The 25,252-nt window shown below is 73.6% G+C and carries 24 protein-coding genes; 14 read left to right on the forward strand and 10 right to left on the reverse strand.

The window, feature by feature from the left end; genetic code table 11:
• Positions 1 to 40: 40 nt before the first annotated feature.
• Complete coding sequence (locus tag AB0M16_RS01180) at positions 41 to 739, forward strand: DUF6882 domain-containing protein (protein WP_365337412.1); 699 nt, start codon at positions 41 to 43, stop codon at positions 737 to 739.
• A gap of 61 nt (positions 740 to 800) precedes the next feature.
• Here the strand turns inward: AB0M16_RS01180 and AB0M16_RS01185 are convergent, their stop codons facing one another.
• The 3 genes from AB0M16_RS01185 to AB0M16_RS01195 are packed head-to-tail and all read right to left on the reverse strand — an operon-like array spanning position 801 to position 2,584.
• A complete protein-coding gene (locus AB0M16_RS01185) occupies positions 801 to 1,289 on the reverse strand; it encodes a nuclear transport factor 2 family protein (RefSeq protein WP_365337414.1) in 489 nt (162 codons plus the stop codon).
• A gap of 25 nt (positions 1,290 to 1,314) precedes the next feature.
• On the reverse strand, positions 1,315 to 2,127 hold the full coding sequence (gene dapB / locus AB0M16_RS01190; protein ID WP_365337416.1) for a 4-hydroxy-tetrahydrodipicolinate reductase: 813 nt from the start codon (positions 2,125 to 2,127) through the stop codon (positions 1,315 to 1,317).
• 4 nt (positions 2,128 to 2,131) lie between these two features.
• The gene (locus AB0M16_RS01195; RefSeq protein ID WP_365337418.1) at positions 2,132 to 2,584 is read right to left on the reverse strand and encodes a VOC family protein; all 453 of its coding nucleotides are present in this window, start codon (positions 2,582 to 2,584) and stop codon (positions 2,132 to 2,134) included.
• Between the two features lie 219 nt (positions 2,585 to 2,803).
• Here AB0M16_RS01195 and AB0M16_RS01200 point away from each other — a divergent pair, with 219 nt between their 5' ends.
• Positions 2,804 to 3,121 carry a DUF6401 family natural product biosynthesis protein gene (locus tag AB0M16_RS01200; protein ID WP_365337420.1) on the forward strand — a complete coding sequence of 106 codons (318 nt, stop codon included), beginning with the start codon at positions 2,804 to 2,806 and terminating at the stop codon, positions 3,119 to 3,121.
• Positions 3,122 to 3,133: 12 nt separating this feature from the next.
• On the opposite strand, the gene rarD is transcribed toward AB0M16_RS01200, so the two are convergent.
• Positions 3,134 to 4,195 (reverse strand): EamA family transporter RarD, encoded by a 1,062-nt coding sequence (gene rarD, locus AB0M16_RS01205; protein ID WP_365337422.1) that lies wholly within the window; start codon positions 4,193 to 4,195, stop codon positions 3,134 to 3,136.
• A gap of 148 nt (positions 4,196 to 4,343) precedes the next feature.
• Positions 4,344 to 5,210 carry an NAD(P)H-binding protein gene (locus tag AB0M16_RS01210; RefSeq protein WP_365337424.1) on the reverse strand — a complete coding sequence of 289 codons (867 nt, stop codon included), beginning with the start codon at positions 5,208 to 5,210 and terminating at the stop codon, positions 4,344 to 4,346.
• Between the two features lie 139 nt (positions 5,211 to 5,349).
• Here AB0M16_RS01210 and AB0M16_RS01215 point away from each other — a divergent pair, with 139 nt between their 5' ends.
• From AB0M16_RS01215 to AB0M16_RS01230, 4 genes are all read left to right on the forward strand, one after another.
• Positions 5,350 to 5,694, forward strand: a complete 345-nt coding sequence (locus AB0M16_RS01215) for a helix-turn-helix domain-containing protein (RefSeq protein ID WP_365337936.1) — start codon at positions 5,350 to 5,352, stop codon at positions 5,692 to 5,694.
• Positions 5,695 to 5,786: 92 nt separating this feature from the next.
• A complete protein-coding gene (locus AB0M16_RS01220; RefSeq protein WP_365337426.1) occupies positions 5,787 to 6,608 on the forward strand; it encodes a hypothetical protein in 822 nt (273 codons plus the stop codon).
• A gap of 5 nt (positions 6,609 to 6,613) precedes the next feature.
• Entirely contained in the window at positions 6,614 to 8,878 is a 2,265-nt protein-coding gene (locus tag AB0M16_RS01225) for a bifunctional serine/threonine-protein kinase/ABC transporter substrate-binding protein (protein ID WP_365337938.1), read from the forward strand.
• Positions 8,879 to 8,880: 2 nt separating this feature from the next.
• Positions 8,881 to 11,067, forward strand: coding sequence for a bifunctional serine/threonine-protein kinase/ABC transporter substrate-binding protein (locus tag AB0M16_RS01230; RefSeq protein WP_365337428.1), 2,187 nt, complete (start codon positions 8,881 to 8,883; stop codon positions 11,065 to 11,067).
• Positions 11,068 to 11,082: 15 nt separating this feature from the next.
• Here AB0M16_RS01230 and AB0M16_RS01235 read toward each other — a convergent pair whose 3' ends face one another.
• From AB0M16_RS01235 to AB0M16_RS01255, 5 genes are all read right to left on the reverse strand, one after another.
• Positions 11,083 to 12,162: a 2-oxoacid:ferredoxin oxidoreductase subunit beta gene (locus AB0M16_RS01235; RefSeq protein ID WP_365337430.1), complete on the reverse strand. Its 1,080-nt coding sequence runs from the start codon at positions 12,160 to 12,162 to the stop codon at positions 11,083 to 11,085.
• On the reverse strand, positions 12,155 to 14,092 hold the full coding sequence (locus AB0M16_RS01240) for a 2-oxoacid:acceptor oxidoreductase subunit alpha (protein WP_365337432.1): 1,938 nt from the start codon (positions 14,090 to 14,092) through the stop codon (positions 12,155 to 12,157). Before AB0M16_RS01240 ends, AB0M16_RS01235 begins: the two co-directional genes overlap by 8 nt.
• Positions 14,093 to 14,407: 315 nt before the next feature.
• Entirely contained in the window at positions 14,408 to 15,067 is a 660-nt protein-coding gene (locus tag AB0M16_RS01245) for a response regulator transcription factor (RefSeq protein ID WP_365337940.1), read from the reverse strand.
• Positions 15,068 to 15,252: 185 nt separating this feature from the next.
• Positions 15,253 to 16,539: a sensor domain-containing protein gene (locus tag AB0M16_RS01250; protein ID WP_365337434.1), complete on the reverse strand. Its 1,287-nt coding sequence runs from the start codon at positions 16,537 to 16,539 to the stop codon at positions 15,253 to 15,255.
• A gap of 261 nt (positions 16,540 to 16,800) precedes the next feature.
• Complete coding sequence (locus AB0M16_RS01255; protein ID WP_365337436.1) at positions 16,801 to 18,006, reverse strand: sensor domain-containing protein; 1,206 nt, start codon at positions 18,004 to 18,006, stop codon at positions 16,801 to 16,803.
• 159 nt (positions 18,007 to 18,165) lie between these two features.
• On the opposite strand from AB0M16_RS01255, the gene AB0M16_RS01260 reads away from it, so the two are divergent.
• Genes AB0M16_RS01260 through AB0M16_RS01295 form a run of 8 tightly spaced genes read left to right on the forward strand, consistent with a single transcriptional unit; the run spans position 18,166 to position 25,232 of the window.
• Positions 18,166 to 18,609: an NADH-quinone oxidoreductase subunit A gene (locus AB0M16_RS01260; RefSeq protein ID WP_365337438.1), complete on the forward strand. Its 444-nt coding sequence runs from the start codon at positions 18,166 to 18,168 to the stop codon at positions 18,607 to 18,609.
• Positions 18,600 to 19,178 carry an NADH-quinone oxidoreductase subunit B family protein gene (locus AB0M16_RS01265; RefSeq protein ID WP_365337440.1) on the forward strand — a complete coding sequence of 193 codons (579 nt, stop codon included), beginning with the start codon at positions 18,600 to 18,602 and terminating at the stop codon, positions 19,176 to 19,178. Before AB0M16_RS01260 ends, AB0M16_RS01265 begins: the two co-directional genes overlap by 10 nt.
• Positions 19,175 to 20,656 (forward strand): NADH-quinone oxidoreductase subunit C, encoded by a 1,482-nt coding sequence (locus tag AB0M16_RS01270; protein WP_365337442.1) that lies wholly within the window; start codon positions 19,175 to 19,177, stop codon positions 20,654 to 20,656. Before AB0M16_RS01265 ends, AB0M16_RS01270 begins: the two co-directional genes overlap by 4 nt.
• Positions 20,653 to 21,621 carry a complex I subunit 1 family protein gene (locus tag AB0M16_RS01275; RefSeq protein ID WP_365337444.1) on the forward strand — a complete coding sequence of 323 codons (969 nt, stop codon included), beginning with the start codon at positions 20,653 to 20,655 and terminating at the stop codon, positions 21,619 to 21,621. The genes AB0M16_RS01270 and AB0M16_RS01275 overlap by 4 nt, the downstream gene beginning before the upstream one ends.
• 2 nt (positions 21,622 to 21,623) lie before the next feature.
• Positions 21,624 to 22,253 carry an NADH-quinone oxidoreductase subunit I gene (locus tag AB0M16_RS01280; protein ID WP_365337446.1) on the forward strand — a complete coding sequence of 210 codons (630 nt, stop codon included), beginning with the start codon at positions 21,624 to 21,626 and terminating at the stop codon, positions 22,251 to 22,253.
• Complete coding sequence (locus AB0M16_RS01285) at positions 22,250 to 22,837, forward strand: NADH-quinone oxidoreductase subunit J (RefSeq protein WP_365337448.1); 588 nt, start codon at positions 22,250 to 22,252, stop codon at positions 22,835 to 22,837. The genes AB0M16_RS01280 and AB0M16_RS01285 overlap by 4 nt, the downstream gene beginning before the upstream one ends.
• Positions 22,837 to 23,208, forward strand: a complete 372-nt coding sequence (nuoK, locus tag AB0M16_RS01290; protein WP_365337450.1) for an NADH-quinone oxidoreductase subunit NuoK — start codon at positions 22,837 to 22,839, stop codon at positions 23,206 to 23,208. Before AB0M16_RS01285 ends, nuoK begins: the two co-directional genes overlap by 1 nt.
• The gene (locus tag AB0M16_RS01295) at positions 23,205 to 25,232 is read left to right on the forward strand and encodes an NADH-quinone oxidoreductase subunit L (RefSeq protein ID WP_365337452.1); all 2,028 of its coding nucleotides are present in this window, start codon (positions 23,205 to 23,207) and stop codon (positions 25,230 to 25,232) included. Before nuoK ends, AB0M16_RS01295 begins: the two co-directional genes overlap by 4 nt.
• The last annotated feature ends 20 nt before the right edge of the window (positions 25,233 to 25,252 follow it).

Below are 25,252 nucleotides of genomic sequence, written 5' to 3' on the forward strand. Positions count from 1 at the left end.
CCTTGACCCGCGCGACGGTCCGATCGCTAGGGTCCCTGGCATGGTGAGTTCCTTCAGTGACACGTTTCTTCTCGAAGCCGAACGGCACGCTGCCTGGGGCGCGGCCCAGCTCGAAACGCTGATGGCGTTCCTGCCCGAGGGGGACTGGACCGCCGACCTGCCGGGCTGCCGCTACAGCCAGGGCGGTCTGGACCTGCGGGTCTCGGTCCTCGGTACGTACGACATGGACGAGCGGTCCTGGATGTGGGGCTGGGCGAACCCCGGCCTGCGGGGCACCGAGGTGGTCGCCCTGGCGGCGGCGGTCGAGCGGTACGGGCGGGCGCACGGGATCGCCGAACTCACCGACGAGGTCCTGGACCTGTCCGGCTTCGCCGATCCCCGACTGGCCGCGGAGACGCTCGCCTTCACGGGCATGGGGGTCGCCGAGGCGCCCGGTTACCTCGGTGTGCCGGCCGGCCCCGCCACCCAGGTGTACTTCCTGCCCGACGACCCGCAGGTGCCGCGCGCCGCCCTGGACCCGGTCTCGCTGCCGCGCACCCTGCTCACCGGCGCCGGCCTCATCGGCCACTCGGCCCGGCGGGTGGTCGAGGGCTACCTCGACCACCACGACCTGCCCCGCCGGGCCGAGGGCGACGGCCGGATCGTCGCCGAACTCCCGGGCGGCAGCACGGTCGAGATCGCCTTCGACCCCCTCGGCCGCATCGCGGGCATCCAGCTCGCGGCGCTGCCCCAGGACTGACGGCCCCGGACCACGGGGCACGCGCCAGAAGCAAGAACTGATGGAGTGCCAGGGCTGGTTCCTACAGGGTGTCGCGCGGGGCGGCCGTCTCGATCCGGTCGGTCGGTCCGGCGAAGGCCAGGAACAGGGTGCGGGAGCTGAGCAGCCACCGGTCGTCCACCTTGCGGAACGTGTCCTCGTAGTGGCCGACCTGCGTCGGGGCCCGTGGGGGCACGAAGCCGCCGGCGTACCCGTCGACGCGGTAGGTCGTGAAGTAGGTGGTCGCCGACGCCGTGGTCCCGGACGTGACGGTCACCAGGACGTTCGTGCAGATCCGGCGCGAGAGCCGGTCCGCGGGGCGGCCGGCGAAGTAGGACCGGAGGGCGTCACGGCCCTCGATGCGGCGGTCGCCCTCCGGCCACTCCCAGGATCCGTCGTCCGTGAACAGCTCGGCCACGTCTCCCGGGTCCCCGAGGTCGAGCGTGTGGACGAAGTCGAGGATCAGACGCTCGCACGCCCGCTCGGCGATCAACCGGGCGGTGTCGTCGAGGTGTTCGGTTTGGGTGTCCATCCCGGCTTCTTAGCAGGCCGGACGGCTACGCGTCGAAGAGCAGCGAGTCCAGGCCCCGTCGTACGCCCGTCGTTGCGCCCACCCGCCGCACCGCGAGCAGCGTTCCCGCCGTGTACGGGTCGGGGGTGGCGCCCGCGTCGTGGCGGAGGGTGAGCCGCTCTCCGTCGCCGCCGAAGACGACCTCGGTGCTGACGACGAAGCTCGGCAGGCGCACGGAGTGCACCCGGCCGCCCGCCACGTCCGCGCCGCGCGCCTCGGGCGGGCCGATCAGGTCGGCGGCGGCGACGCCCTGTTCCGGGGCGCGGATCGCGCCGAGGGACTCGGCGAGTTCGCGGGCGGTGCCGCTCGGCACGTCCGGTTTGCTCACGCTCGCGTAGTCGATGATCTCCCAGTGGTCCAGGTGCTCCGCCGCGAGCGCCGCCGCCCGGGACAGGACGGCGGCCATCAGGGAGAAGTTGCCCGCCGCGATCACCCCGACGCCCGCAGCCCGGGCGAGGGCGTCGAGTTCGGCGTAGTCCTCGGCGGTCAGGCCGCTGGACCCGACCACGACGTGCACCCCCGCCTCGATCGCCGCCCGGACGTGCGGCCCGACGGCGGCCGCGCTCGTGTAGTCGACGAGCACGTCCGCCGGCACGCCCGCGAGCGCCTCCGTGACCGAGCCGTACACCTGTCCCTCCGCCCGGGAGCCGACCGCCTCGGCCAGGGACCTGCCGGCGGAGGACCGGGAGACCCCGGAGACCAGGGTCAGGTCCTCGGCCCGGTCGAGGGCGGCGACGATCGGCGGCGCGGTCCAGCCGGTGATCCCGGCGAAGCAGACTCGGATCATGCGGGACGTCATGCGGTCAATGTACGCAGAACTCGTTGCCCTCGGGGTCCGCCATGACGGTCCACGCGCCGCCCTGTTCGGCCACCTGGCGGACGACCTTCGCGCCCAGCCCCTCGAGGCGTGCCACCTCGGCGTCGCGGGTGCCGGGGTCGGGGTGCAGGTCGAGGTGGAGGCGGTTCTTCGCCGTCTTCGGCTCGGGCACGCGCTGGAAGAGGATGCGGCGGCCGAGACCCGCGTCGGACGCCGGGTCGAACGGCTCGTCCGGGTGCCGTACCGCCGCCAGGTCCCGCCAGGCGAGTCGGTCGTCGACGGTGAGGGTGGCCTCGCGCGGGGCGGCGCCGGCGGCGAGGAGCCGGTCGATGAGGGCGCTGTGGTCCTCCTGCCGGTAGTGGAGGGCGGCGGCCCAGAACGCGGCCTGGGTGTGCGGATCCGCCGCGTCGATGACGAGCTTCCAGTGGAGTGCGGTCATACGGCCTTTATAGGGGGAGCCTCTGACAACCGCCGCCGGGCGCACCGCCGCCGGGCGCACCGCCGCCGGGCGCACCGCCGCCGGGCGCACCGCCGCCGGGCGCACCGTCGGCCCGGGCGCTCGGCCGCCGCGCCGGGCCGGCCGGCACCGGACGTCGCTCCCCGGAGCTGCGACCAAGGTCACGGCCTCGCTCGCGCGTTCCGCGCCTAATGTGGAGGGATGAACGATTCGCCCGACTGCCCCCTGGTCGGTGTCGCCGCCGCGTACATGCCCCGGCTCTCGGAGTTCTCCTTCGAGCCGGGGCTGGTGGCCGCCGTCGACCAGCACGCGGCGGCCGTGTGCGACGCCCTCGTGCCCGCCCAGCGGGGCCCGCAGGGCCGTACCGTGCACCGCGAGGAACTCGCGGACTACGTACTGGGCTTCACCGACCGGCTCGCCGAGGTCGACTGGGTCGAGCCCGCCGGTCACGACTTCGCCACCCTGCGCCTGACCGCCGTCTGCTGGCTGATCCGGGAGCACGACCTGCTGGCGGCCTGAGCCCGCGGACGGTCAGGGGCCGGGCCGCGCCGACGGGGTGGACAGCGGTGCGGTGCCGGTGCCGGTCCCGTCGCCGGGGTGCCCGGTCACGATGACGGGATCGGGCGTCGTGACCCCCGGCGCGGTCGGCGTCGGGGCCGGGGCCGTCGCCGCGGCGGCCGCCGCGGCCAGGGCCTCCCGGCTGCGCCGGGCCGTCCGCAGCCCGTCCCAGGTGAGGACCGACAGGGCCAGCCACACCAGTGAGAAGCCGGCCCAGCGCTCCGGCGGCATCGCCTCGTGGAAGTAGAGGACGCCGAGCAGGAACTGGAAGACCGGCGCCAGGTACTGGAGCAGACCCAGGGTGGAGAGCGGGACGCGGATGGCCGCGGCCCCGAAGCAGACCAGCGGCACCGCCGTGATCACACCGGTCGTCGCCAGCAGCGCGGCGTGGCCGCCGCCTCCGGAGGTGAAGGTGGACTCGCCCTGTGCCCCGAGCCAGACGAGGTAGCCCACCGCCGGCAGGAACTGGACGGCGGTCTCGGCGGCGAGCGACTCCAGGCCGCCGATGTTCACCTTCTTCTTCACCAGGCCGTAGGTGCCGAAGGAGCAGGCCAGGACCAGCGAGATCCACGGCAGCCGCCCGTAGCCGACCGCGAGCACGACGACGGCCGCCAGGGCGATCCCGACGGCCGCCCACTGCGCGGGCCGAAGCCGCTCCTTGAGGACGAGCACACCGAGGGCGATGCTGACGAGGGGGTTGATGAAGTAGCCGAGCGAGGACTCGACGACGTGGCCGGCGTTCACGGCCCAGATGTAGACGCCCCAGTTGACCGTGATCAGGCCCGCGGCGAGGGCGATCAGGGCCAGTCGGCGCGGGGTGCGGACGAGGTCGCGCACCCAGGCCCAGCGGCGCAGCGCCAGCAGGGCGAGGGCGACCACGACGAGGGACCAGACCATGCGGTGGGCGAGGATCTCGACCGCGCCGGCGGGCTGGAGGAGGGGCCAGTAGAGGGGGAACAGGCCCCAGATGCCGTAGGCGGCGAACCCGTAGATCAGTCCTGAGCGTTCGGCTCGTTCGTCGTGTCCCGTGTCCACCGGACCTCCTGCCCCTGCCGGCCCTGCGCCGCGCGTCCAGTCGAAGGTAGCGCCGCGGAGGGCCACCTGTCATGCCCGTATCGCCATACGGTCCTGACGGATCGAGGAGGAGGCGGCGCAGCCGCCGCGGAGGGGCGGGCGCCTCGCCTCACGCGGTGGCGAGTGCCGCCGCGATCGTCTCCGTGATCGGCGTCGTCGGACGCCCGATCAGCCGGGACAGGTCGTCCCCGCGCGCGGCCAGCGCGCCGCGCGCCACGGCCTCGTCCACCTCGACGAGGATCTCGGCGAAGAACGCCGGGACGCCGGCGCCGACCAGGATCTCCCGGTGCGTCGCGGCGGGCACGTCCGAGTACGCGATCTCCCGGCCGGACAGGCGTGCCACCTCCGCCGCGTACTCGGCGAACGACCACGAGACGTCGCCGCTCAGCTCGTAGGCGCGGCCCAGGTGCTCGTCGAGCGGGCCGGTGAGCACGGCAGCGGCCGCGGCGGCGTAGTCGGCGCGGGAGGCCGAGGCGACCCGGCCCCCGCCGGCGTTGGCGACGACGGCGCCGTGGGCGAGGACGGGCGCCAGGTTGGCGGTGTAGTTCTCGGTGTACCAACCGTTGCGGAGGAAGGTGTACGGCAGGCCGGAGTCGAGGATCGCCTGCTCGGTCGCCTTGTGCTCGTCGGCCAGGCTGAAGTCGGCCGCGGGCCCGCCGAGGATGCCGGTGTAGGCGAGCTGGGCGACCCCGGCGGCCTTGGCGGCGGCGATGACGGCCGCGTGCTGCGCCACCCGCTGCCCGACCTCGCTGCCGGAGATCAGCAGCACCCGGTCACCGGCCGCGAAGGCGTCCGCGAGCGTCTCGGGCCTGCTGTAGTCGCCGATCCGCAGCTCGACGCCGCGCTCGGCCAGGTCGGCGGCCTTCTCCTTGCTGCGGACGAGGGCGGCGACGGACGCGGCGGGCGCGGTGGCCAGGAGGGCGTCGACGACAAGACGGCCGAGCTGTCCGGTGGCTCCGGTGACGACGATGCTCATGAGGGCTTCTCCCGTTCTCGGGGGTGATCGGTGGGAACGCACTCACCGTACGGCGGGCGCTAACCTTTCGTAAGTACCCACTTTGAAGTAAGGTACTGGTGTGCAGGTAAGTGGGAAGGAGCCCGACATCAACGACGCCATGTGCCCCTCACGGCTCGTCCTGGAGCACGTCACCAGCCGCTGGGGCGTCCTGATCCTGATCGCCCTGCTGGAGCGCTCGTACCGCTTCAGCGAGCTGCGCCGGCACGTCGGCGGCGTCAGCGAGAAGATGCTCGCCCAGACCCTCCAGACCCTGGAGCGCGACGGCTTCGTCCATCGCGACGCCAAGCCGGTCATTCCGCCCCGCGTCGACTACAGCCTCACCGGCCTGGGGCGCGAGGCGGCCCTGCTGGTCGCGGAGCTGGGGCGCTGGACGGAAGACCGCCTCGCGTCCGTGGAGGAGGCGCGTGTGCGTTACGACACGGTGCGTGAAGCGTCCCAATGATGTTGTAGCCAGGGCCCGTTGGAGCCGCCCGGCGTACGATCGCTCACCTACGGGGGATTCCATGACCGTTTGTGGGGGGAATCGTGGCGCACGTGAGGCGAAGACTGCTGCGCGCATGCGGGGTGATGACGGCGGGCGCGACGCTGCTCCTGGCCGGATGCTCCGGAGGGGACGGGGGAGCCGGCGAGGACAAGGGCGTCGGCAAGGGCGGTACGAGCACGAGCGCGCCGGCACCGGCGACCGCGGGCCCCAGCCCCACCCCCACCGGCATCGACTTCACCCCGGACCCGTCGCGCGCGCCGAAGACCGCGGCCGACGCCCAGCGACTGGCCCTCGCGATCGTCGCGGGCCCCGACGCCTGGGGCCCGGACTACGTCAAGCGCACGCCCTACCTCAGCGATCCCGGCTCCTGGCCGGTCCTCGACGCCGACTGCGAGTGGGAGGCCGGCACCCGGCCCCGCTCCGTCCTCGCCAGCGTCACCGCCTACAGCGAGATCCCGGCCGTCGGCGGCAAGGGACCGCTGCGGGTCGCCGCCACGGTCACCGTGCACCGCACCGAGTCGGACGCCGACTGGGAGATGGCGGAGACGCTGGAGGAGGCCCTGCGCTGCTCCGACCAGCAGCTGCGCCCGGGCGAACGCATCATCGGCCTCACCTCGCTCGGCACTCCCTACGGCACCGGCGGCAACGCCTCGTCGACCGACTCCGTCCTCGAACGGGGCGAGTACCTCAACGACGCCTTCAAGGGCCGGCAGTTCTACACGTGGTTCCAGACCCGCACCGGGCAGGTCACCGTCGCCGCCGTGGTCAAGGGAGCCCCCGGCTACACCGAGGCGGAGATCAACAACGCGCAGGTCAGGGCCGTCGTCATCATGCAGGACCACGTCAAGAAGCAGTTGGGAGCCCAGTCGTGAGCCCGATGGCCCAGCCCGGCCCCCAGTCCGGCCCCCAGCCCGGCTCCCAGCCGGGCGCGCTCCAGCCGCTCCTCCCCGCCGACCCCTCCACGATCGCCGGATACCGCCTCCTCGGCCGCCTCGGCGCCGGTGGCATGGGCGTGGTCTACCTCGGCCGCACCGACAGCGGTGAGCTCGCCGCGGTCAAGGTCACCCACGCCGACCAGGCCGACCAGGCCGACTTCCGGGCACGCTTCCGCCGCGAGGTCGAGGCCGCCCGCCGGGTCGTCAGCCCCTGGGCCGTCCCCGTGACCGGCGCCGACCCCGACGCGCCCGAGCCCTGGATGGCCACCGCCTTCGTGCCCGGCCCGTCGCTCGGCGAGGCCGTCCGCGCGCACGGGCCGCTGCCCGAGCGGAGCGTACGCATCCTCGGCAGCGCCGTCGCCCGCGCGCTCGCCGCCGTGCACGCGGCCGGGATCGTCCACCGGGACGTGAAGCCCGGCAACATCCTGCTCGCCGTCGACGGCCCCCGGCTGATCGACTTCGGCATCGCACGCGCCGCCGACGAGACCGCGCTGACCTCGGCCGACATGGTCGTCGGCACGCCCGGCTTCCTCGCGCCCGAGCAGGCCGAGGCCCGCGCCGCCGACATCGGCCCGGCCGCCGACGTCTTCGCCCTCGGCTGCCTGCTCGCGTTCGCGACCACCGGCCGCCCGCCGTTCGGCAGCGGCGCCCTGGACGCGCTCCTCTACCGGACCGTGCACGACGAGCCCGACCTCGCCGGCGTCCCGGAACCGCTGCTCGACCTCGTACGCCAGTGCCTCGCCAAGGAACCGGCCGTGCGCCCCACCGCCCGGTCGATCGCCGAGCGGCTCACCGAGGACACCCCGGGCGCTCCCGCCGACTGGCTGCCCGCGCCCGTCGTCGCCACCATCGCCGCCCGCTCCGCGGCCATGCTGGCGCTCCCCGACATCGACGCGACCGCGCCCGGCATCGATCCCGCCGCGCCGCCGAAGCCCAGCAGACGCGGCTTCCTGCTGCTCGGCGCCGGAGCCGCCGTGCTCGCGGCCGGCGGCGGCGCATACGCCCTCGTCGACTCCCGGCGCGACGACACCAAGGGGGACGGCAAGGCCCCCGCGCCGAAGCGGCGGAACACCTGGGCCGTCGGCCTCCTCGCCGACCTCTCCGGACCCGCCAAGGAGATCGGCCGGGCCCAGGAGCGCGGCGCCCGGCTCGCCGTCGAGCGGTTCAACGCCGCGCACAAGGGCAAGCCCTTCACCCTCGAACTCAAGGTCTCCGACGACCGCGGCGACAGTGCCGGCGCCCTCGCCGCCGCCCGCCGGCTCACCTCCGACCCTTCCGTGGTCGCGGTCCTCGGCCCCACCTCCGACGACACCGGCATCGCCGCGCTCCCCGCCTTCGAGGAAGCCGACGTTCCGCTCCTCACCGTCTCGGCGGGCTACAACCTCTTCACCATGCGCGGCGCGGCCGGGCCGCCGAACACCACCGTGCTGCGCGCCATCCCGAACCACCTCCTGGCAGGCACCTACCTCGCCTGGTCCGCCACGCTGCTGCCGCAGATCCGCCGCCCCGGAGTCCTGGAGGAACGCACCGACGACCAGTACAGCTGGCAGTACACCCGAGGCGTCCGCTTCGGCTTCCAGCAGGCCGGGATCAAGCCGCACTTCCGGGTGGTCCCGGGCCGGGCCACCGACTACCGCCGGATCATCGGCGAGATGCTCGACGCCGGCATCGACGCGTACGTCCACTGCGGTGTCCGCTCCACGGCCGTGCTCGCCGCCCGCGCCATGCAGCAACTCGGCTTCACAGGGCCCCGGTTCGCCGGGCAGCACGTCTTCGGGTCGGAGTTCCTCAAGGAGGCCGGGAGCGCCGCCGAGGGCTGGTTCGTGTGCGCGCCCGTCACGGACCCCGTCCAGCGGGCCGCCGACACGCAGCAGAAGCCCGAACACCGCAAGCTCACCCAGGACTTCCTCGACGCCCACCGCAAGCGCTACGGCACCACCCCGGCCTTCTACACCGGCGAGTCCTTCGACGTGGTCAACCTGGTCACGTCCTGGCTCTCCACGAGCGCCGCCAGGGGCCCGCTCACCCGCAAGGGCCTGTGGGAGGCCCTGCGCAAGCAGAAGTACACCGGGGCCATGGGCGGTTACGAGTTCGGCGAGCGCGGTGAGCTGACCGGCGTCGGCACCTTCCTCTTCGGCGTGCAGAAGGGGGCCTACAAGTACCTCGGTGCGGCGCCCCCGCAGCCCAACAAGCCCAAGAAGGCCTGAGCGTGCAGCCACTCAGGAAGAACGACCCCTCCGCCATCGCCGGCTACCGGCTGCTCGGGCGGCTCGGCGCCGGCGGCATGGGCGTGGTCTACCTCGCCCGTTCCGCCGGCGGCGCGCTCGCCGCGCTCAAGCTGATCCGTGCCGAGCACGCCGCGGACCCCGGCTTCCGGGCCCGCTTCCGCCGCGAGGCGGCCACCGCCGGGACCATCACCGGCCGTTGGGTGGTCCGGGTCCTCGGCGCCGACCCGGAGGCCCGCGAGCCGTGGCTGGCCACCGAGTACGTGCCCGGGCCTTCGCTGGCCGAGGCGGTATCCCTGCACGGCGCACTGCCGGAGCCCACCGTCCGCGCCCTCGGCGCCCGGCTCGCCGAGGCCCTCGACGGCATGCACGCGGCCGGGCTCGTCCACCGGGACGTCAAGCCCGGCAACGTGCTCCTCGCCCTCGACGGGCCGCGGCTCATCGACTTCGGCATCGCCCGGGTCAGCGGCGCCACCGCACTCACCGCCACCGACGCGATGATCGGCACGCCCGGCTTCCTCGCCCCCGAGCAGGCCCGGGTCATGGGCGCGGGCGAGGTCGGCCCGGCCGCCGACGTCTTCTCGCTCGGCTGCGTCCTCGCGTACGCGCTGACCGGCCGTCGCCCCTTCGGTACCGGCGGGGTGGCCGCGGTCGTCTACCGCACCGTCCACGAGGAGCCCGACCTCGACGGTCTGCCCGGGGCGCTGCTGCCCCTGGTCACGGCCTGCCTCGCCAAGGACGCCGCCGGCCGTCCGAGCGCCGCCGAGGTGCGGGACGCCCTCGGCCCGTACGAGGGCCCGGCGGCGGGCGACTGGCTGCCGCCCGGCCTGCCCGCGCTGATCGCCCAGCGCTCGTCGCGGGTCCTGGACCTGCCGGTCGCCGACCCGACCATGCTCGACCCCGTGGAGCCGCAGGGGACTTCGCGGCGCCGTTTCCTGGTCCTCGGTGCGGCCGGGGCCGTCGCGGGCACGGGCGGCCTCACCGCCTGGCTGCTCGGCCGCGGCCCGGCCACCGGGGCGGGCGGCGGCACGGGAGGCGGTACGGGGGCGCCGAGGACGGCGTACACGCTCGGCGTGCTCACCGACCTCAGCGGCCCCGGCAAGGCGGACGGGCGCGCCCAGGAACGCGGGATGCGCCTCGCGACGGAGACCTTCAACGCCCGCGAGGACCGGCCCTTCGACCTGGTCCTCAAGGTGACGGACGACGGGGGGGACCCCAAGCGGGCCGCCGCGGGGGCCCGCGCCCTGCTTCAGGACCCGGCCCTGGTCGCCGTCCTCGGTCCGACGGCCACCGAGACGGCGACCGCGGCGGCGAACGTGTTCGTCGAACCGAAGGTGCCGATGCTGAGCGTGGTGGCGTCGGTCCCCGACGGGGTGATCCAGGGGCAGACGCCGGACTTCCGCACGTACTTCGAGATGCGGCCCGTTCCCGACGTGATGATCGTGCCCTTCGGCCGCTACCTCAGCGAGCACGAGCTGGGCCGCACCGCCGTCATCGAGGACCGGGCGGCCGGTACCTACAGCTGGCTCGCCGCCCGGAGCGTGAAGAACTCGGCTCCCGCCGGCGGCACGGTCACCGTGCACCAGGTCGCGGCGGAGAGTGAGGACTTCGGCCCGGCGGTCCGGGCCGCGCTGGCCACCTCCCCGACGGGCGTGATGTACGTGGGGAAGTCACCGCGCCGGGCCGCCCTGTGCGCCAGGGCCCTGCGGCAGCAGGGGTACAAGGGCCCGCGCGGAAGCGTCGAGCCCGCGCTCGGCCCGGAGTTCCTCACCCTGGCGGGTCCGGCCGCCGAGGGCTGGTACTTCGGGATGGGCTACACCGATCCCGACACGGTCCCGGCCGCGAAGGAGTTCGCGGCCGCGTACCGCAAGCGCTGGCGGCTCGCGGCCGCGGACCCGGTCGACCGGTTCGCGGTGGAGTCCTACGACGCCGTGTACTGGGTGGAGCAGGCGCTGCGCGGTGCCGCCCGGAAGAACGTGGAGCGCCCGGCCACGGCGATGCCGAACGCGTTCATGAAGGACGTCACGGTGTACCGCGGGGTGGCCCGGTCCTACAACGCCAGGGCCAACGACAGCGTGGCGGCCCGGCTGGAGGGGCTGACCCTCTGGCAGGTCAGGTCGGGAAGGCTGCGCTGCCTCGGCCCGTACGCCGAGGCAGCGCAGCGCGACTGACCGCGCGGACGGACGTCAGCCGACGACCGTCCAGGTGTCCTTCCCCGTGAGCAGCTGTGCCAGGTCGCCCTTGCCCTGCTGCTCCACGGCCTGCTCCAGCTGCTCCGACATCAGCGTGTCGTACACCGGCCGCTCCACCGACCGGAACACCCCGATGGGCGTCTGGTGCAGCGTGTCCGGGTCGGCGAGCCGGGAGAGTGCGAAGGCGGTGGTCGGCGACGCCGAGTGGGCGTCGTGGACGAGTACCAGGCCCTCGTTCTGCGGGGTGACCGTGACGACCCTGAGGTCGCCGGTGGCGGGGTCGCGGACGACGCCCTTGTCGAGCTCGGCGCCGAAGCGGATCGGCTGCCCGTGCTCCAGGCGGATGACCGCCTCCTTCGCCTGTTCGTTGTCCTTGAGGACCTCGAAGGCGCCGTCGTTGAAGATGTTGCAGTTCTGGTAGATCTCCACCAGCGCCGTGCCGTCGTGGGCGGCGGCCTGGCGCAGCACCTCGGTGAGGTGCTTGCGGTCGGAGTCCACGGTCCGGGCGACGAAGGAGGCCTCCGCGCCGAGGGCGAGGGACACCGGGTTGAAGGGGGCGTCCAGGGAGCCCATCGGGGTCGACTTGGTGATCTTGCCGAGCTCCGAGGTGGGGCTGTACTGGCCCTTGGTGAGGCCGTAGATCCGGTTGTTGAACAGCAGGATCTTCAGGTTGACGTTGCGGCGCAGCGCGTGGATGAGGTGGTTGCCGCCGATGGACAGCGCGTCGCCGTCACCGGTGACCACCCACACCGACAGGTCACGGCGCGAGGTCGCCAGGCCGGTGGCGATGGCGGGGGCGCGGCCGTGGATGGAGTGCATCCCGTAGGTGTTCATGTAGTACGGGAAGCGGGAGGAGCAGCCGATGCCGGAGACGAAGACGATGTTCTCCTTCGCCAGGCCGAGTTCGGGCAGGAAGCCCTGCACCGCGGCGAGGACGGCGTAGTCACCGCAGCCGGGGCACCAGCGGACCTCCTGGTCGGACTTGAAGTCCTTCATCGACTGGGCGGCCTCGGCCTTGGGCACCAGCTGCAGAAGGGACTCCGGACGATCCGTGGACCGGACCGGCTCACTCATCGATGGCCTCCTTGAGAGCGGCGGCGAGCTGCTCGGCCTTGAACGGCATGCCGTTGACCTGGGTGTGGCTCCGGGCGTCGACGAGGTACCTGGCCCGGACGAGGGTGGCGAGCTGGCCCAGGTTCATCTCGGGCACCACCACCTTCCCGTAGCGCTGCAGGACCTCGCCGAGGTTCTTCGGGAAGGGGTTCAGGTGGCGCAGGTGGGCCTGGGCGATGGGCTGCCCGGCCACCCGCAGCCGGCGCACGGCGGCGGTGATCGGTCCGTACGTGGAGCCCCAGCCGAGGACGAGGGTCGTGGCGCCGTCCGGGTCGTCGACCTCGACGTCGGGCACCTCGATGCCGTCGATCTTGGCCTGCCGGGTGCGGACCATGAAGTCGTGGTTGGCCGGGTCGTACGAGATGTTGCCGGTGCCGTCCTGCTTCTCGATGCCGCCGATGCGGTGCTCCAGGCCGGGCGTGCCGGGCAGCGCCCAGGGCCGGGCGAGGGTCTCGGGGTCGCGCTTGTACGGCCAGAAGACCTCGGTGCCGTCGTCCAGGGTGTGGTTCGGGCCGGTGGCGAACGTCGTGGTGAGGTCCGGGAGTTCCTCGACGTCCGGGATCCGCCAGGGCTCGGAGCCGTTGGCGAGGTAGCCGTCGGAGAGCAGCAGGACCGGGGTGCGGTAGGTGAGCGCGATCCGGGCCGCGTCGAGCGCCGCGGCGAAGCAGTCGGCGGGCGTGCGCGGGGCGACGACGGGCACCGGGGCCTCGCCGTTGCGCCCGTACATGGCCTGCAGCAGGTCGGCCTGCTCGGTCTTGGTGGGCAGTCCGGTGGACGGGCCTCCGCGCTGGATGTCCACGATGAGCAGGGGCAGTTCGAGGGAGACGGCGAGCCCGATGGTCTCGGACTTGAGCGCCACGCCCGGACCGGAGGTCGTCGTCACGGCGAGCGAGCCGCCGAAGGCGGCGCCCAGCGCGGCGCCGATGCCGGCGATCTCGTCCTCGGCCTGGAAGGTGCGCACGCCGAAGTTCTTGTGCCTGCTCAGCTCGTGCAGGATGTCCGAGGCCGGGGTGATCGGGTACGAGCCGAGGTAGAGCGGCAGGTCCGCCTGGCGGGAGGCGGCGACCAGGCCGTACGAGAGGGCCAGGTTCCCGGAGATGTTGCGGTACGTGCCCGTGGGGAAGGCCCGGGTCGCCGGGGCGACCTCGTAGGAGACGGCGAAGTCCTCGGTGGTCTCGCCGAAGTTCCAGCCGGCCCGGAACGCGGCCACGTTCGCCTCGGCGATCTGCGGCTTCTTCGCGAACTTCTGGCGCAGGAAGGTCTCGGTGCCCTCGGTGGGCCGGTGGTACATCCAGGACAGCAGTCCGAGCGCGAACATGTTCTTGCTCCGCTCGGCCTCCTTCCTGGACAGCCCGAAGTCCTTCAGGGCCTCGACCGTGAGCGTGGTCAGCGGCACCGGGTGGACCCGGTAGCCGGCCAGCGAGCCGTCCTCCAGGGGAGAGGTCTCGTAGCCGACCTTGGCCATGGCGCGCTTCGCGAACTCGTCGGTGTTGACGATGATCTCTCCGCCGCGCGGCACGTCCCCGATGTTCGCCTTGAGCGCGGCCGGGTTCATCGCGACCAGCACGTTCGGGGCGTCGCCCGGGGTCAGGATGTCGTGGTCGGCGAAATGGAGCTGGAACGAGGACACGCCCGGCAGCGTGCCGGCGGGCGCCCGGATCTCCGCCGGGAAGTTCGGCAGTGTCGACAGGTCGTTCCCGAACGACGCCGTCTCCGACGTGAACCGGTCACCTGTGAGCTGCATGCCGTCACCGGAGTCGCCCGCGAAGCGGATGATCACCCGGTCGAGCCGGCGGACTTCCTTCGCGGAGCCGTGGTCGGCCGTCGCCGGGGCGCTGCGCTGCTCCCCGACCAGGGCCTCACCGGCCTCGCTACTGACCTGGCTGGTCACTGAACTGGACCTCCCTCGCGGCAAGGGTCTCTCCGCCGAGGCTGTCACCTGCGGAGAAGGCTCGGGAGACGACCGGCGTACCGGCCGTCCCGTGGCCCACCCTACGTCTGTGAGGGAGGCCGCCCCGGGACTTCTCGCATCGTGGACCCCGTTTTGAGACGCCCATGACGCCCTTTTATTGTCAATTGTCGCTCTCTGTGAACCCCCTAGTCCAACCGGGGGTGACGCACCGTTCATTGTCGGTCACGGGGCGGATATTTCCGCCCGCCCCATGCCCCGCACCGGCCGAAACCTATCTGACAGGGTGTCAGCTGCTCAGGAATTGAGATAGGTGAGCACTGCCAGAACCCGCCGGTGATCCCCGTCACTGGGCGACAGGCCCAGCTTCAGGAAGATGTTGCTGATGTGCTTCTCCACGGCGCCGTCGCTCACCACCAGCTGCTTCGCGATGGCCGAATTCGTGCGCCCCTCCGCCATCAGCCCCAGGACCTCCCGCTCACGCGGGGTCAGCGCCGCCAGCACGTCCTGCTTGCGGCTACGGCCGAGCAGCTGCGCCACCACCTCCGGGTCGAGCGCCGTACCGCCCCGGGCCACCCGCACCACCGCGTCCACGAACTCCCGGACCTCGGCGACCCGGTCCTTCAGCAGGTAGCCGACGCCCGTGCTGGACCCGGCCAGCAGCTCCGTGGCGTACTGCTCCTCCACGTACTGCGACAGCACGAGCACCCCGATCCCCGGATGCTCCTTCCGCAGCCGCACCGCCGCCCGGACCCCCTCGTCGGTGTGCGTCGGAGGCATCCGCACGTCCGCCACGACCACGTCCGGCAGGGCGCCCTCGCCCGCGAGAGCGGACACGGTCTTCACCAGCGCCTCACCGTCACCGACCCCGGCGACCACCTCGTGCCCGAGGTCGGTGAGGAGACGGGTCAGACCTTCGCGCAACAGCACCGAGTCCTCGGCGATCACCACCCGCACGGCGTCCGCGCCCCCGTCCGTCCCCAAGTCCGTCACGGCCCCTGCCTTTCTGCTTGTGCTGAGCGGACCCCAGCATCGCAGCAGAAGGGACGCCGTGGGCGGCAGAGGGGTTCAACCGGGCCAGAGGTCCCGGTCGGTTCCGGTCGGAAGGAGCACGGCAGCCCCCTCCGCGGGCGCGGCCCGGCTCATCCCCGCCAGGGCAGCTCCGCCGTGACCGTGGTCGGGCCGCCGGGCGGCGAGTCGACCGCCAGCACCCCGTCGACGGCGTCGAGACGGTCCGCCAGACCCGCCAGGCCGCCCCCGGCCGCCGGGTCGGCGCCGCCGAGGCCGTCGTCGCGGACCTGGAGCATCAGACGGGCGTCCGTACGCCACACGTCCACCCAGGCCCGTCGGGCCCCCGCGTGCTTCGAGACGTTCTGGAGCAGCTCGGAGACGGTGGAGTAGGCGATGCCCTCGATGGCCGGCGCGGGCCGCTCGGCCAGGTCGACCGAGACCTGCACGGGCACGGTGCAGCGGGCCGAGACCGCCGACAGGGCGGCGTCGAGACCGCGGTCGGTGAGGACGGCCGGGTGGATGCCGCGGGCCAGGTCGCGCAGCTCCTGCAGGGCGAGCTTCACCTCGCCGTGCGCCTCGTCGACCATGGCCGCCGCGGCCTGCGGGTCCTTCGCGAGCCGGTCCTTCGCCAGCCCCAGGTCCATCGCGAGGGCGACGAGCCGCGCCTGGGCGCCGTCGTGCAGGTCGCGCTCGATGCGCCGCAGGTCGGCGGCCGCGCCGTCCACGACCACACCCCGGTCCGACTCGAGCTCCGTCACGCGCGAGGCCAGTCGGGACGGCCCGAGCAGCCCCGACACCATCAGCCGGTCGACCGAGACCAGGCCCCGCAGGATCCACGGCCCGATCAGGACGAAGGCCAGGCCCACCGCCGAGGTGAGCGCGATCTCGAACGCCGAGTCGAGGTAGAGGCTGTGGGTGTCGTCGCCGTACAGCTGGAGCCCGGCCTGCCCGGCGTACATCGGGAACACCCACTGCCACACGGGATACGTGAAGAGGCCCCAGCCCCACGCCCACAGCGCGACCGACAGCGAGAAGGAGAAGACGGCCCACGGCATGTGCAGCAGGGCGTAGAGGAAGTGCCGCCAGGAGGCCCCGCTCTTCAGCGTCGCCCCCATCCACGAGAGCGCCCCACCGGTCCGGCCGCGGGCGGGCTCCGGCGCCCGCACGTCCAGACCGAGCATCCCGCGCGCCCTGGCCCGCTCCACCGCGCCGAACCCCCGGCACAGCGCGAGCGCGCCGGCCAGGACCGGAATGCCGAGGAAGGTGACGAGGAGCCCGGCACCGGCCGACACCAGGGCCACGGCGAAGCAGAAGTACGCGACGCTCAGCGGCAGACCGGTCAGGACGTAGCCGAACGCGCGCCAGGTGCGCCCTTCGATCGGCGCGCGGACGGCGGCGGGGAGACGGGGGGAGGCCATCGGGGGTCCGTTTCTCAGGCGGTGGTGGTCGCTTCCACCTTCCCGGCCGGGGAGGGGGCGGGACCATGAGGCGAGTTGGCGTCTGCGGAGGGGGGATTTCCCTACCGGGCGGGTCGGCCGGGCGTCGCGTTCGCTGCGGGGCGGGTCGGCCGGGCGTCGCGTTCGCTGCGGGGCGGGTCGGCATGGCGCCGCGTTCCCTACCGGGCGGGTCGGCAGGGCGCCGCGTTCCGTACCAGGCGGGTCGGCCGGGCGTCGCGTTCGCTACCGGGCGGACCGGCCGGGCGCCGAGACCGTCGCCGTGCCGCGGGCGGCGTCGAGGGCCCGGTCCCGCCACGGGAGCTCCGCCGTGACGACCGTCGGGCCGCCCTCCGGCGAGTCCACGACGAAGACGCCGTCGACCGCGCCGAGCCGTTCCGCGAGGCCCGCCATGCCCGTACCGCCGCCGTCGAGGCGGGCGCCGCCGACGCCGTCGTCGCGGACCTGGAGCACCAGGCGGTCCCCCGCCCGCCACACCTCCACCGCGGCCGAGCGGGCGCGGGAGTGCTTGGAGACGTTCTGGAGCAGCTCGGAGACGGTGAAGTAGGCGATGCCCTCGATCGCCTCCGCAGGCCGCTCGGCCAGGTCGACCGAGACCTGCACGGGCACGGTGCAGCGGGCCGAGACCGCCGACAGGGCGGCGTCGAGACCGCGGTCGGTGAGGACGGCCGGGTGGATGCCGCGGGCCAGGTCACGCAGCTCCTGCAGGGCGAGCTTCACCTCGCCGTGCGCCTCGTCGACCATGGCCGCCGCGGCCTCCGGGTCGTCGAGCAGCTTCTCCTTCGCGAGACCGAGCCCCATGGCGAGCGCGACGAGCCGCGCCTGGGCACCGTCGTGCAGGTCGCGCTCGATGCGCCGCAGGTCGGCGGCCGCGGTGTCGACCACCACGCCCCGGTCCGACTCCAGCTCGGCGATCCGCCGCTCCAGCTCGTCGGAGGGCGAGAGCAGCCCGCGCACCATGCCGCGGTCGGCGTTGCCGAGGCCGCGGGCGATGAACGGCAGCACGGGCCACAGGACGATCAGCGACACGAGCGTCAACGAGAAGGTCAGGACGCCCCACGGCAGCCGGACGAACCCGTACAGCTGGCTGCGCCAGGCCACCGGGTCCTTCAGCTGCGCCCACAGCCAGGGGAAGAACCCGTCCCGCCGCGGCAGCGGGCTCGGCTCGTCGACGCGCACCCCGAGCAGCCCCCGGGCCCGAGCCCGTTCCGCCCGTCCCATGCCCCGCGCGCCGGCGAGCCCGAGGGCGAGCAGCGGGAGGCCGATGACGGTGACGGCGAGGCCGGCGCCGATCGCGACGGTCGCGACGGCGTAGAGGAACCCGGCCAGCGCGCACGGCAGATCGGCGAGGAGGTGCGCGACCTCCTTCCAGGTGTGCCGGCCGTAGGCGAAGCGTGCGGGCGGCAGCGGGGTGTCGGTGTCGTCACTCATGAGCGCAAGCCTGCCGGGCGGGGCCCCGGACACGCCATGGGGGAGGTCGGTGAGAAACAAGGGGGATAACCCCACCGGTCCGCCGCCCGGAACCCCACCCGCGACTGCTTACGCCCCCTTTAACAGGGCCTAGACTCGCGTGCGTAAGCGACGTAAACCATGAGACACCGAGACCGAGGGGCGGACGTGCGGGAACCGACCGTTGTCGCGGCGGACCAAGCGGCGGGTCACGCGGCGGACTATTTCCAGACGTATTCCGTCGTCGGACTGCTCGCCGTCATCGGCGTGCTCTTCGTGGCGGTCGCGTTCGGCGCGGCCCGGCTGCTGAGGCCCGTCGTACCGACCCCCGAGAAGCTCCTCACCTACGAGTGCGGTGTCGACCCGGTGGGGGAGGGGTGGGCCCACACGCAGGTCCGCTACTACGTGTACGCCTTCCTCTACGTGATCTTCGCCGTCGACTCGATCTTCCTCTTCCCCTGGGCGACGGTCTTCGCCGCGCCCGGCTTCGGCGCGACGACGCTGGTCGAGATGTTCATCTTCCTCGGCTTCCTCGCCGTGGGACTGCTGTACGCGTACAAGAAGGGCGTTCTGGCATGGACGTAACACCCCTGCCGGCCCCGAAGCTGGGCACGCTGGCCCGCCTGGCACCCGAGCCGATGAAGGTGGTCCTGAACTGGGGCCGCCGCTACAGCCTGTGGGTCTTCAACTTCGGCCTCGCCTGCTGCGCGATCGAGTTCATCGCCGCGTCGATGGCCCGCCACGACTTCATCCGGCTCGGCGTGATCCCCTTCGCGCCGGGCCCGCGCCAGGCCGACCTGATGATCGTCTCCGGCACGGTGACGGACAAGATGGCACCGGCGGTGAAGCGCCTGTACGAGCAGATGCCCGAGCCGAAGTACGTCATCTCCTTCGGCGCCTGCTCGAACTGCGGCGGTCCCTACTGGGACTCGTACTCGGTGACGAAGGGCGTGGACCAGATCATCCCGGTCGACGTCTACGTACCCGGCTGCCCGCCGCGCCCGGAAGCCCTGCTCCAGGGCATCCTCAAGCTCCAGGAGAAGATCGCGAAGGAGAGCCTGGGCGAGCGCTACGGAGCCGGGGAGCCGTCCGTGGCGCAGCTGACCAGCGGACTGGTCGAGCCCCCGAAGCCGGCAGGAGGCGAGGGCCGGTGAACGAGTACGACACGAACGCCTACGACGCGCTGCCGGACTCCGTCACGGAGGTCTTCGGCGAGGAGGCGACCGCGGAGCGGGCGTACGACCTGCTGACCGTCGACGTCCCGACGGCGTCGTGGATCGCCGCGCTGGAGATCGCGCGGGACAAGCTCGGGCTGACGTACTTCGACTGGCTGAGCGCGGTCGACGAGCCGGGCACGGGCTTCCGCGTCTGCGCGCACGTGGCGTCGGTGGACCGGGGCAACGTGCGCCGCCTGCTGCTCCGCACGACGGTCCCGCACGCCGCCGCGACCCTCCCCTCCGCGGTGGAGGTGTACGCGGGCGCCGGATGGCACGAGCGCGAGACGTACGAGATGTTCGGCGTGACCTTCACGGGCCACCCGCACCTGGTCCACCTCCTCCTCCCCGAGAACTTCGAGGGCCACCCCCTGCGCAAGGACTTCGTCCTCGCCGCCCGCGTCGCCAAGGCATGGCCGGGCGCGAAGGAACCGGGCGAGTCCCACGACCCCCACGCCCCGAAGCGCCGTCAGATGCTTCCCCCGGGCGTCCCCGACCCCAACGAATGGGGCCCCCTGAAGGGCCAGCTCCCGCCGGCCCCCACCCGCCCCGCCCGGGCGGGCGCCGCCGACCGCCCGGCCCGCCGTACCCGCACGGCAGCGGACGGCTCGGCCGGCCAGCCGGAAGCCACCCCTCCGCCCCGCCGCACCCGCACCGCGGCGGAGGGCACGGCGAGCCAGGCCCCGACGGACCCTTCGGCCCCGGTGCGCCGTTCGCGCACGGCGGCGGAGGGCTCGGCGAGCCAGGCCCCGACGGACCCGTCGGCCCCGGTCCGGCGCGCCCGCACGGCGAGCGCCGGCTCGGCGAGCCGGCGCGCGGAGACCCCGGCGGAGCCGGGCACCGCCGAGGAGTCCGCGCAGGCCGATGCCGCTCCGACGCCCCCGGCGGCCCCGCGCCGCGCCCGCAGCGCGAGCGCCGGCTCGGCGAGCCAGCGGGAGGGCGCCGCCGAAGCGGCGCCGCAGGCTCCCGCCCCCACGCCCCGTACGCGCAGCTCGGACGCCCCGTGGCACCATGCCCGCCCGGCGTTCGACGAGGAGCCCACGGCACCGCAGGCCGCACCCGCCGAGAGCGGGGCCGCAGGCCCGGAGACGGGGGCCGCCGAGGCCCCGACCCCCCAGGTCGAGGCCCCCGCCCCGCCGCCGCCCGCGCAGGGCGGAGCCGAGGCCGACGCCCCGCCCGCCGGGCAGGAGGCCGACGCCGCGCCCGCCGGGCAGGAGGCCGACGCCGCGCCCGCCGGGCAGGAGGCCGACGCCGCGCCCGCCGGGCAGGAGGCCGACGCCGCGCCCGCGCAGGGCGGAGCCGGGGCCGACGAGCCGGACGGTCCGCCCGCGCAGGGCGAGCCCGATGTCCCACGTGCCGCCCCGGGCGGCGAGCCCACCACACCCCCCACCGACCCCGCCGGAGGCGATCCCGCGTGAACGACGTACTCGACGTCGCCCTCCGGCTGCTCGTCGTCTTCGGGTGCTTCCTCGTGCTGCCGCTCGTCGTCGGGCAGACCGAGCACAAGGTCATGGCGCACATGCAGGGCCGGCTCGGGCCCATGTACGCCGGTGGGTTCCACGGGTGGGCGCAGCTGGTCGCGGACGGGGTGAAGTTCGCGCAGAAGGAGGACGTCGTACCGAAGGACGCCGACCGGCGGGTGTTCCAGCTCGCGCCGGCCGTCGCGCTCCTGCCGTACCTGCTCGTCCTCGTCGCGATCCCCATCGGCCCCAGCGAGGGCGCCGTCGGGCAGGTGGTCGACGCCGGCGTGTTCTTCGTGCTCGCCGTGATGGGCGTCGGCGTGCTCGGCTCCCTCATGGCCGGCTGGGCCTCCGCCAACAAGTTCTCGCTGCTCGGCGCGCTCCGTACCGCCGCCCAGCTCCTCGCGTACGAGCTGCCGATGCTGCTCGCCGCCGCGTCCGTCGCCATGGCGGCCGGCACCGTCTCCCTCCCCGGCATCCTCGACGCCTTCGCGTGGTGGTGGGTGCCCTGGCAGATCGTCGGCGCGCTCGTGTTCTTCGTCGCCGGGCTCGCCGAGCTCCAGCGCCCGCCGTTCGACATGCCCGTCGCCGACTCGGAGATCATCTTCGGCGCGTACACCGAGTACACCGGTCTCCGCTTCGCGCTGTTCCTGCTCGCCGAGTACGCCGGCATCGTCGTCCTCTGCGGCCTCACCACCGTCCTCTTCCTCGGCGGCTGGCACGGCCCGTTCGGCGCCGACGGTCTCGGCTGGGTCTGGACCCTGCTCAAGACCGCCGTCCTGGCCTTCGTCGTGATCTGGCTGCGCGTGAGCTACCCCCGGCTCCGCGAGGACCAGCTGCAGAAGCTGGCCTGGACGACCCTCGTCCCGCTCGCCCTCGCGCAGATCGCGCTCACCGGCATCGTGAAGGTGGCGATCCAGTAACCATGGCACCGATCCCCGGCTCCGGCCTCGCCAAAGGCCTCGCCGTCACCCTCCGCACGATGACCCGCAAGAGCGTCACCGCGCAGTACCCCGACGCGCAGCCCGAACTGCCGCCCCGCACCCGCGGGGTCATCGGGCTGTTCGAGGAGAACTGCACGGTGTGCATGCTGTGCGCCCGTGAGTGCCCCGACTGGTGCATCTACATCGACTCCCACAAGGAGACGGTGCCGCCCGCCGCCCCCGGCGGCCGCGAGCGCAGCCGGAACGTCCTCGACCGCTTCGCGATCGACTTCTCGCTCTGCATGTACTGCGGCATCTGCATCGAGGTGTGCCCCTTCGACGCGCTCTTCTGGTCGCCCGAGTTCGAGTACGCCGAGACCGACATCCACGAGCTCACCCACGAGCGCGACAAGCTCCGCGAGTGGATGTGGACCGTGCCGGAGCCGCCCGCGCTCGACCCGCGCGCGGAGGAGCCGAAGGAGTTCGCCGCGGCCCGCAAGGCGGCGGAGAAGGCCGCCGTGCAGGCCGCCCAGGAACAGGCAGCCCAGGAACAGGCAGCCCAGGAACAGGCAGCCCAGGACCAGGCCGCTCAGCAGCAGGCCGGCTCCGGTGACGAAGGGGGCCCGCAGTGATCCTCGCCGCTCCGCTCACCGCTCAGCTCGCCGCCCCGGACAGCCACGGCTTCCTGTCGCCCACCGGCGTCGAGATCGCCTTCCTCCTCGTCGGGCTCGTCACCCTCGGCGCCGCCGTCGTCACCGTCACCACCAAGCAGCTCGTGCACGCCGCCCTGTGGCTCGTGGTCGCGCTGGGCGGGATCGCCGTCGAGTACCTCCTCCTCACCGCCGAGTTCATCGCCTGGGTCCAGGTGCTGATCTACGTCGGCTCCGTCGTCGTCCTGCTCCTCTTCGGCCTCATGCTCACCAGGGCCCCCATCGGCCGCTCACCGGACTCCGACTCGGGCAACCGGCCGGTCGCCCTCGCCGTGGCGCTGGCCGCGGCGGCCGCCCTGGTGTGGGTGGTCCTGGACGCGTTCCGTACGACCTGGGTCGACCTCGACGGGCCCGCCCAGGGCTCCACCGAGGTGTCCGGCGAGATCCTCTTCCGGCACTGGGTGCTGCCCTTCGAGGCACTGTCGGTGCTGCTGCTCGCCGCGCTGGTCGGCGCGATCGTCCTGTCCCGCAAGAAGGCCCCCGAGGACGCGGAGGAAACGCGCTGATGCACCTCGCCTACCCCGCCGTCCTCGCCGCGCTGCTCTTCTCCGTCGGTCTGTACGGCGTCCTCGCCCGGCGCAACGCGATCCTGGTCCTGATGTCCGTCGAGCTCATGCTCAACGCCGTCAACCTCAACCTGGTCGCCTTCGACGTCTGGCTCCGCGACACCCTGCACGCCGGCCAGGCGCTCACCCTCTTCACCATCGCCATCGCCGCCGCGGAGATCGGCATCGGTCTCGCGATCGTCCTGATGGTCTACCGCAACCGCGGCACCTCGGACGTCGACCGCCTCCGCGACACGAAGGAAGCGCCGACCGCAGACGAGGCGTCCGCCGACCAGCCGTCCGCCGACGAGAAGGCCGAGGCCACCGCGTGACCACGACGACCCTCGCCGTCCTCGTCCCCCTCCTCCCCTTCCTCGGCTCGGCCGCCGGCCTGCTCCTCGGCCGGACCGCACCCGGCTTCGTGCGCCCGCTCGCCGTGCTGCCCACGCTCGCCGCCGCCGCACTGGCCGCCGTCGTGGCCTCCCGGCAGGGCGGCGGGAGGCCGATCGTCGCCGCCACCGAGCTCACCCCCACCGGCTCGGTCCCGATCGACCTGGCCCTGAACATCGACGGCTTCGCCGCCCTCGTCGCCGTCCTGGTCGGCGTGGTCGCCACCTGCGTGCAGGTCTACTCGACCGGCTATCTGCGCCACGACCCGCGCTACCCCTCGTACGCCGCGCTGGTCTCCCTCTTCACCGCCGCGATGCTGCTGGTCGTCTACTCCGGCGACCTGATGGTGCTCCTGGTCGGCTGGGAGATCATGGGCATCTGCTCGTACTTCCTCGTCGGGCACTACTGGGAGACCCCCGAGGCCCGCTCGGCCTCCCTCAAGGCCTTCCTCGTCACCAAGCTCGGTGACGTGCCCTTCCTGATCGGCCTCTTCGCGCTGGCCGCCGACGCGGGCACCTTCCGGATCACCGGCGTGCTCGGGGCCGTCGCGACCGGCGGCCTCGACCACCCGACGCTCGTGGCGCTGCTGCTGCTCGCCGGCGTGGCCGGCAAGTCCGCGCAGTTCCCGCTGCACACGTGGCTGCCCGACGCGATGGCCGGCCCGACCCCGGTCTCCGCGCTCATCCACGCCGCGACGATGGTCGCCGCCGGCATCTACTTCGTGGCCCGGCTGCTGCCCGTCTTCGCCGCCTCCGCCGCAGCGCTGATCGTGCTCGCCGTGGCGGCCGCCGTCACCATGGTCGGCTCGGCGCTCGCCGCGCTCGCCCAGGACGACATCAAGCGGGTCCTCGCCTACTCGACGATCGGCCAGCTCGGCTACATGGCGGGTGCCCTCGCCGTCGGCAACCGCGGGGCCGCCGTCTTCCACCTCCTGTCGCACGGAGCCTTCAAGGCGCTGCTCTTCCTCGCCGCCGGCGCGGTCATCCACGCCGCCGGCACCAACTCGCTCTCGGCCATGTCCCGCATGAGCGGGCTGACCAAGCGCATCCCGGACGCCTACTGGACGATGACCGTCGGTCTGCTCGCGCTCGCCGCGATCCCACCCTTCGCCGGCTTCTTCTCCAAGGAGGCCGTCCTCGTCGCCGCCGAGCACACCGCCACCGGCGAGCAGACCGTCGCCCCCGCCGGGGCCGGCTGGACCGTGCTCGTCGCCGGGCTGCTGACAGCGCTGCTCACCGCCGCGTACGCGATGCGCCTGTGGCTCCTCGCCTTCCGCGGCAAGGGCGCCGAGGCCCCCGACCACGGCCGCCAGCCGATCGCCATGACCACCGTCCTGTGGGTGCTCGCGGTCCCCTCCCTCGGCTTCGGTCTGACCGCCGCCTACCTCGACGACTGGTTCGACGGGAACCCGCTGACGCCGACCGTCACCACCGCCGTCCTCGGCACGGGCCTCGCGGTCGTCGGCGCCGCCGTCACCTACGCGGTCCGCCGCTCGCTCACGGCCCGGCTCGCCGTCACGGCGACGCCCCCGGCCGTACCGTCGCAGCAGGCCGCCGCCGGGGCCGCCGAGCCCGCCCCGCACGTCGCCCACCCCGACGCCGAGGGCGGCCAGGTCGAGGCCGAGGCGCTGGACCTGCCGCACCCCGCGGCGGACCCGGCCGACCCGGGCCGCGCCCTGCTCGGCCCGCTGCACCGGCCCGCCGCCGCCGGCTTCCACCTGGACGCCGTCTACCGCACCCTCTTCGTCCGCCCCGTGCTCGCCGCCGCCTCCCTGGTCCGGTTCCTGGACCGCGAGGTCGTCGACACCTACGTACGCGGCGCGGGCGACAGCGCCAAGGGACTCGGCTGGCTCGTCCGCCGGGCCCAGACCGGCAACGTGCAGACCTACCTCAGCGCGCTGCTCGCCGGCTCCGTCGTCCTGGCGATCGTCGCCGTCGTCCTCGCCAACGCCGCCGCCGGAGCGTGAGCCGTGATCGATATCAGCCC

The organism is Streptomyces sp. NPDC051921, assembly GCF_040680975.1.
GTDB lineage: Bacteria > Actinomycetota > Actinomycetes > Streptomycetales > Streptomycetaceae > Streptomyces.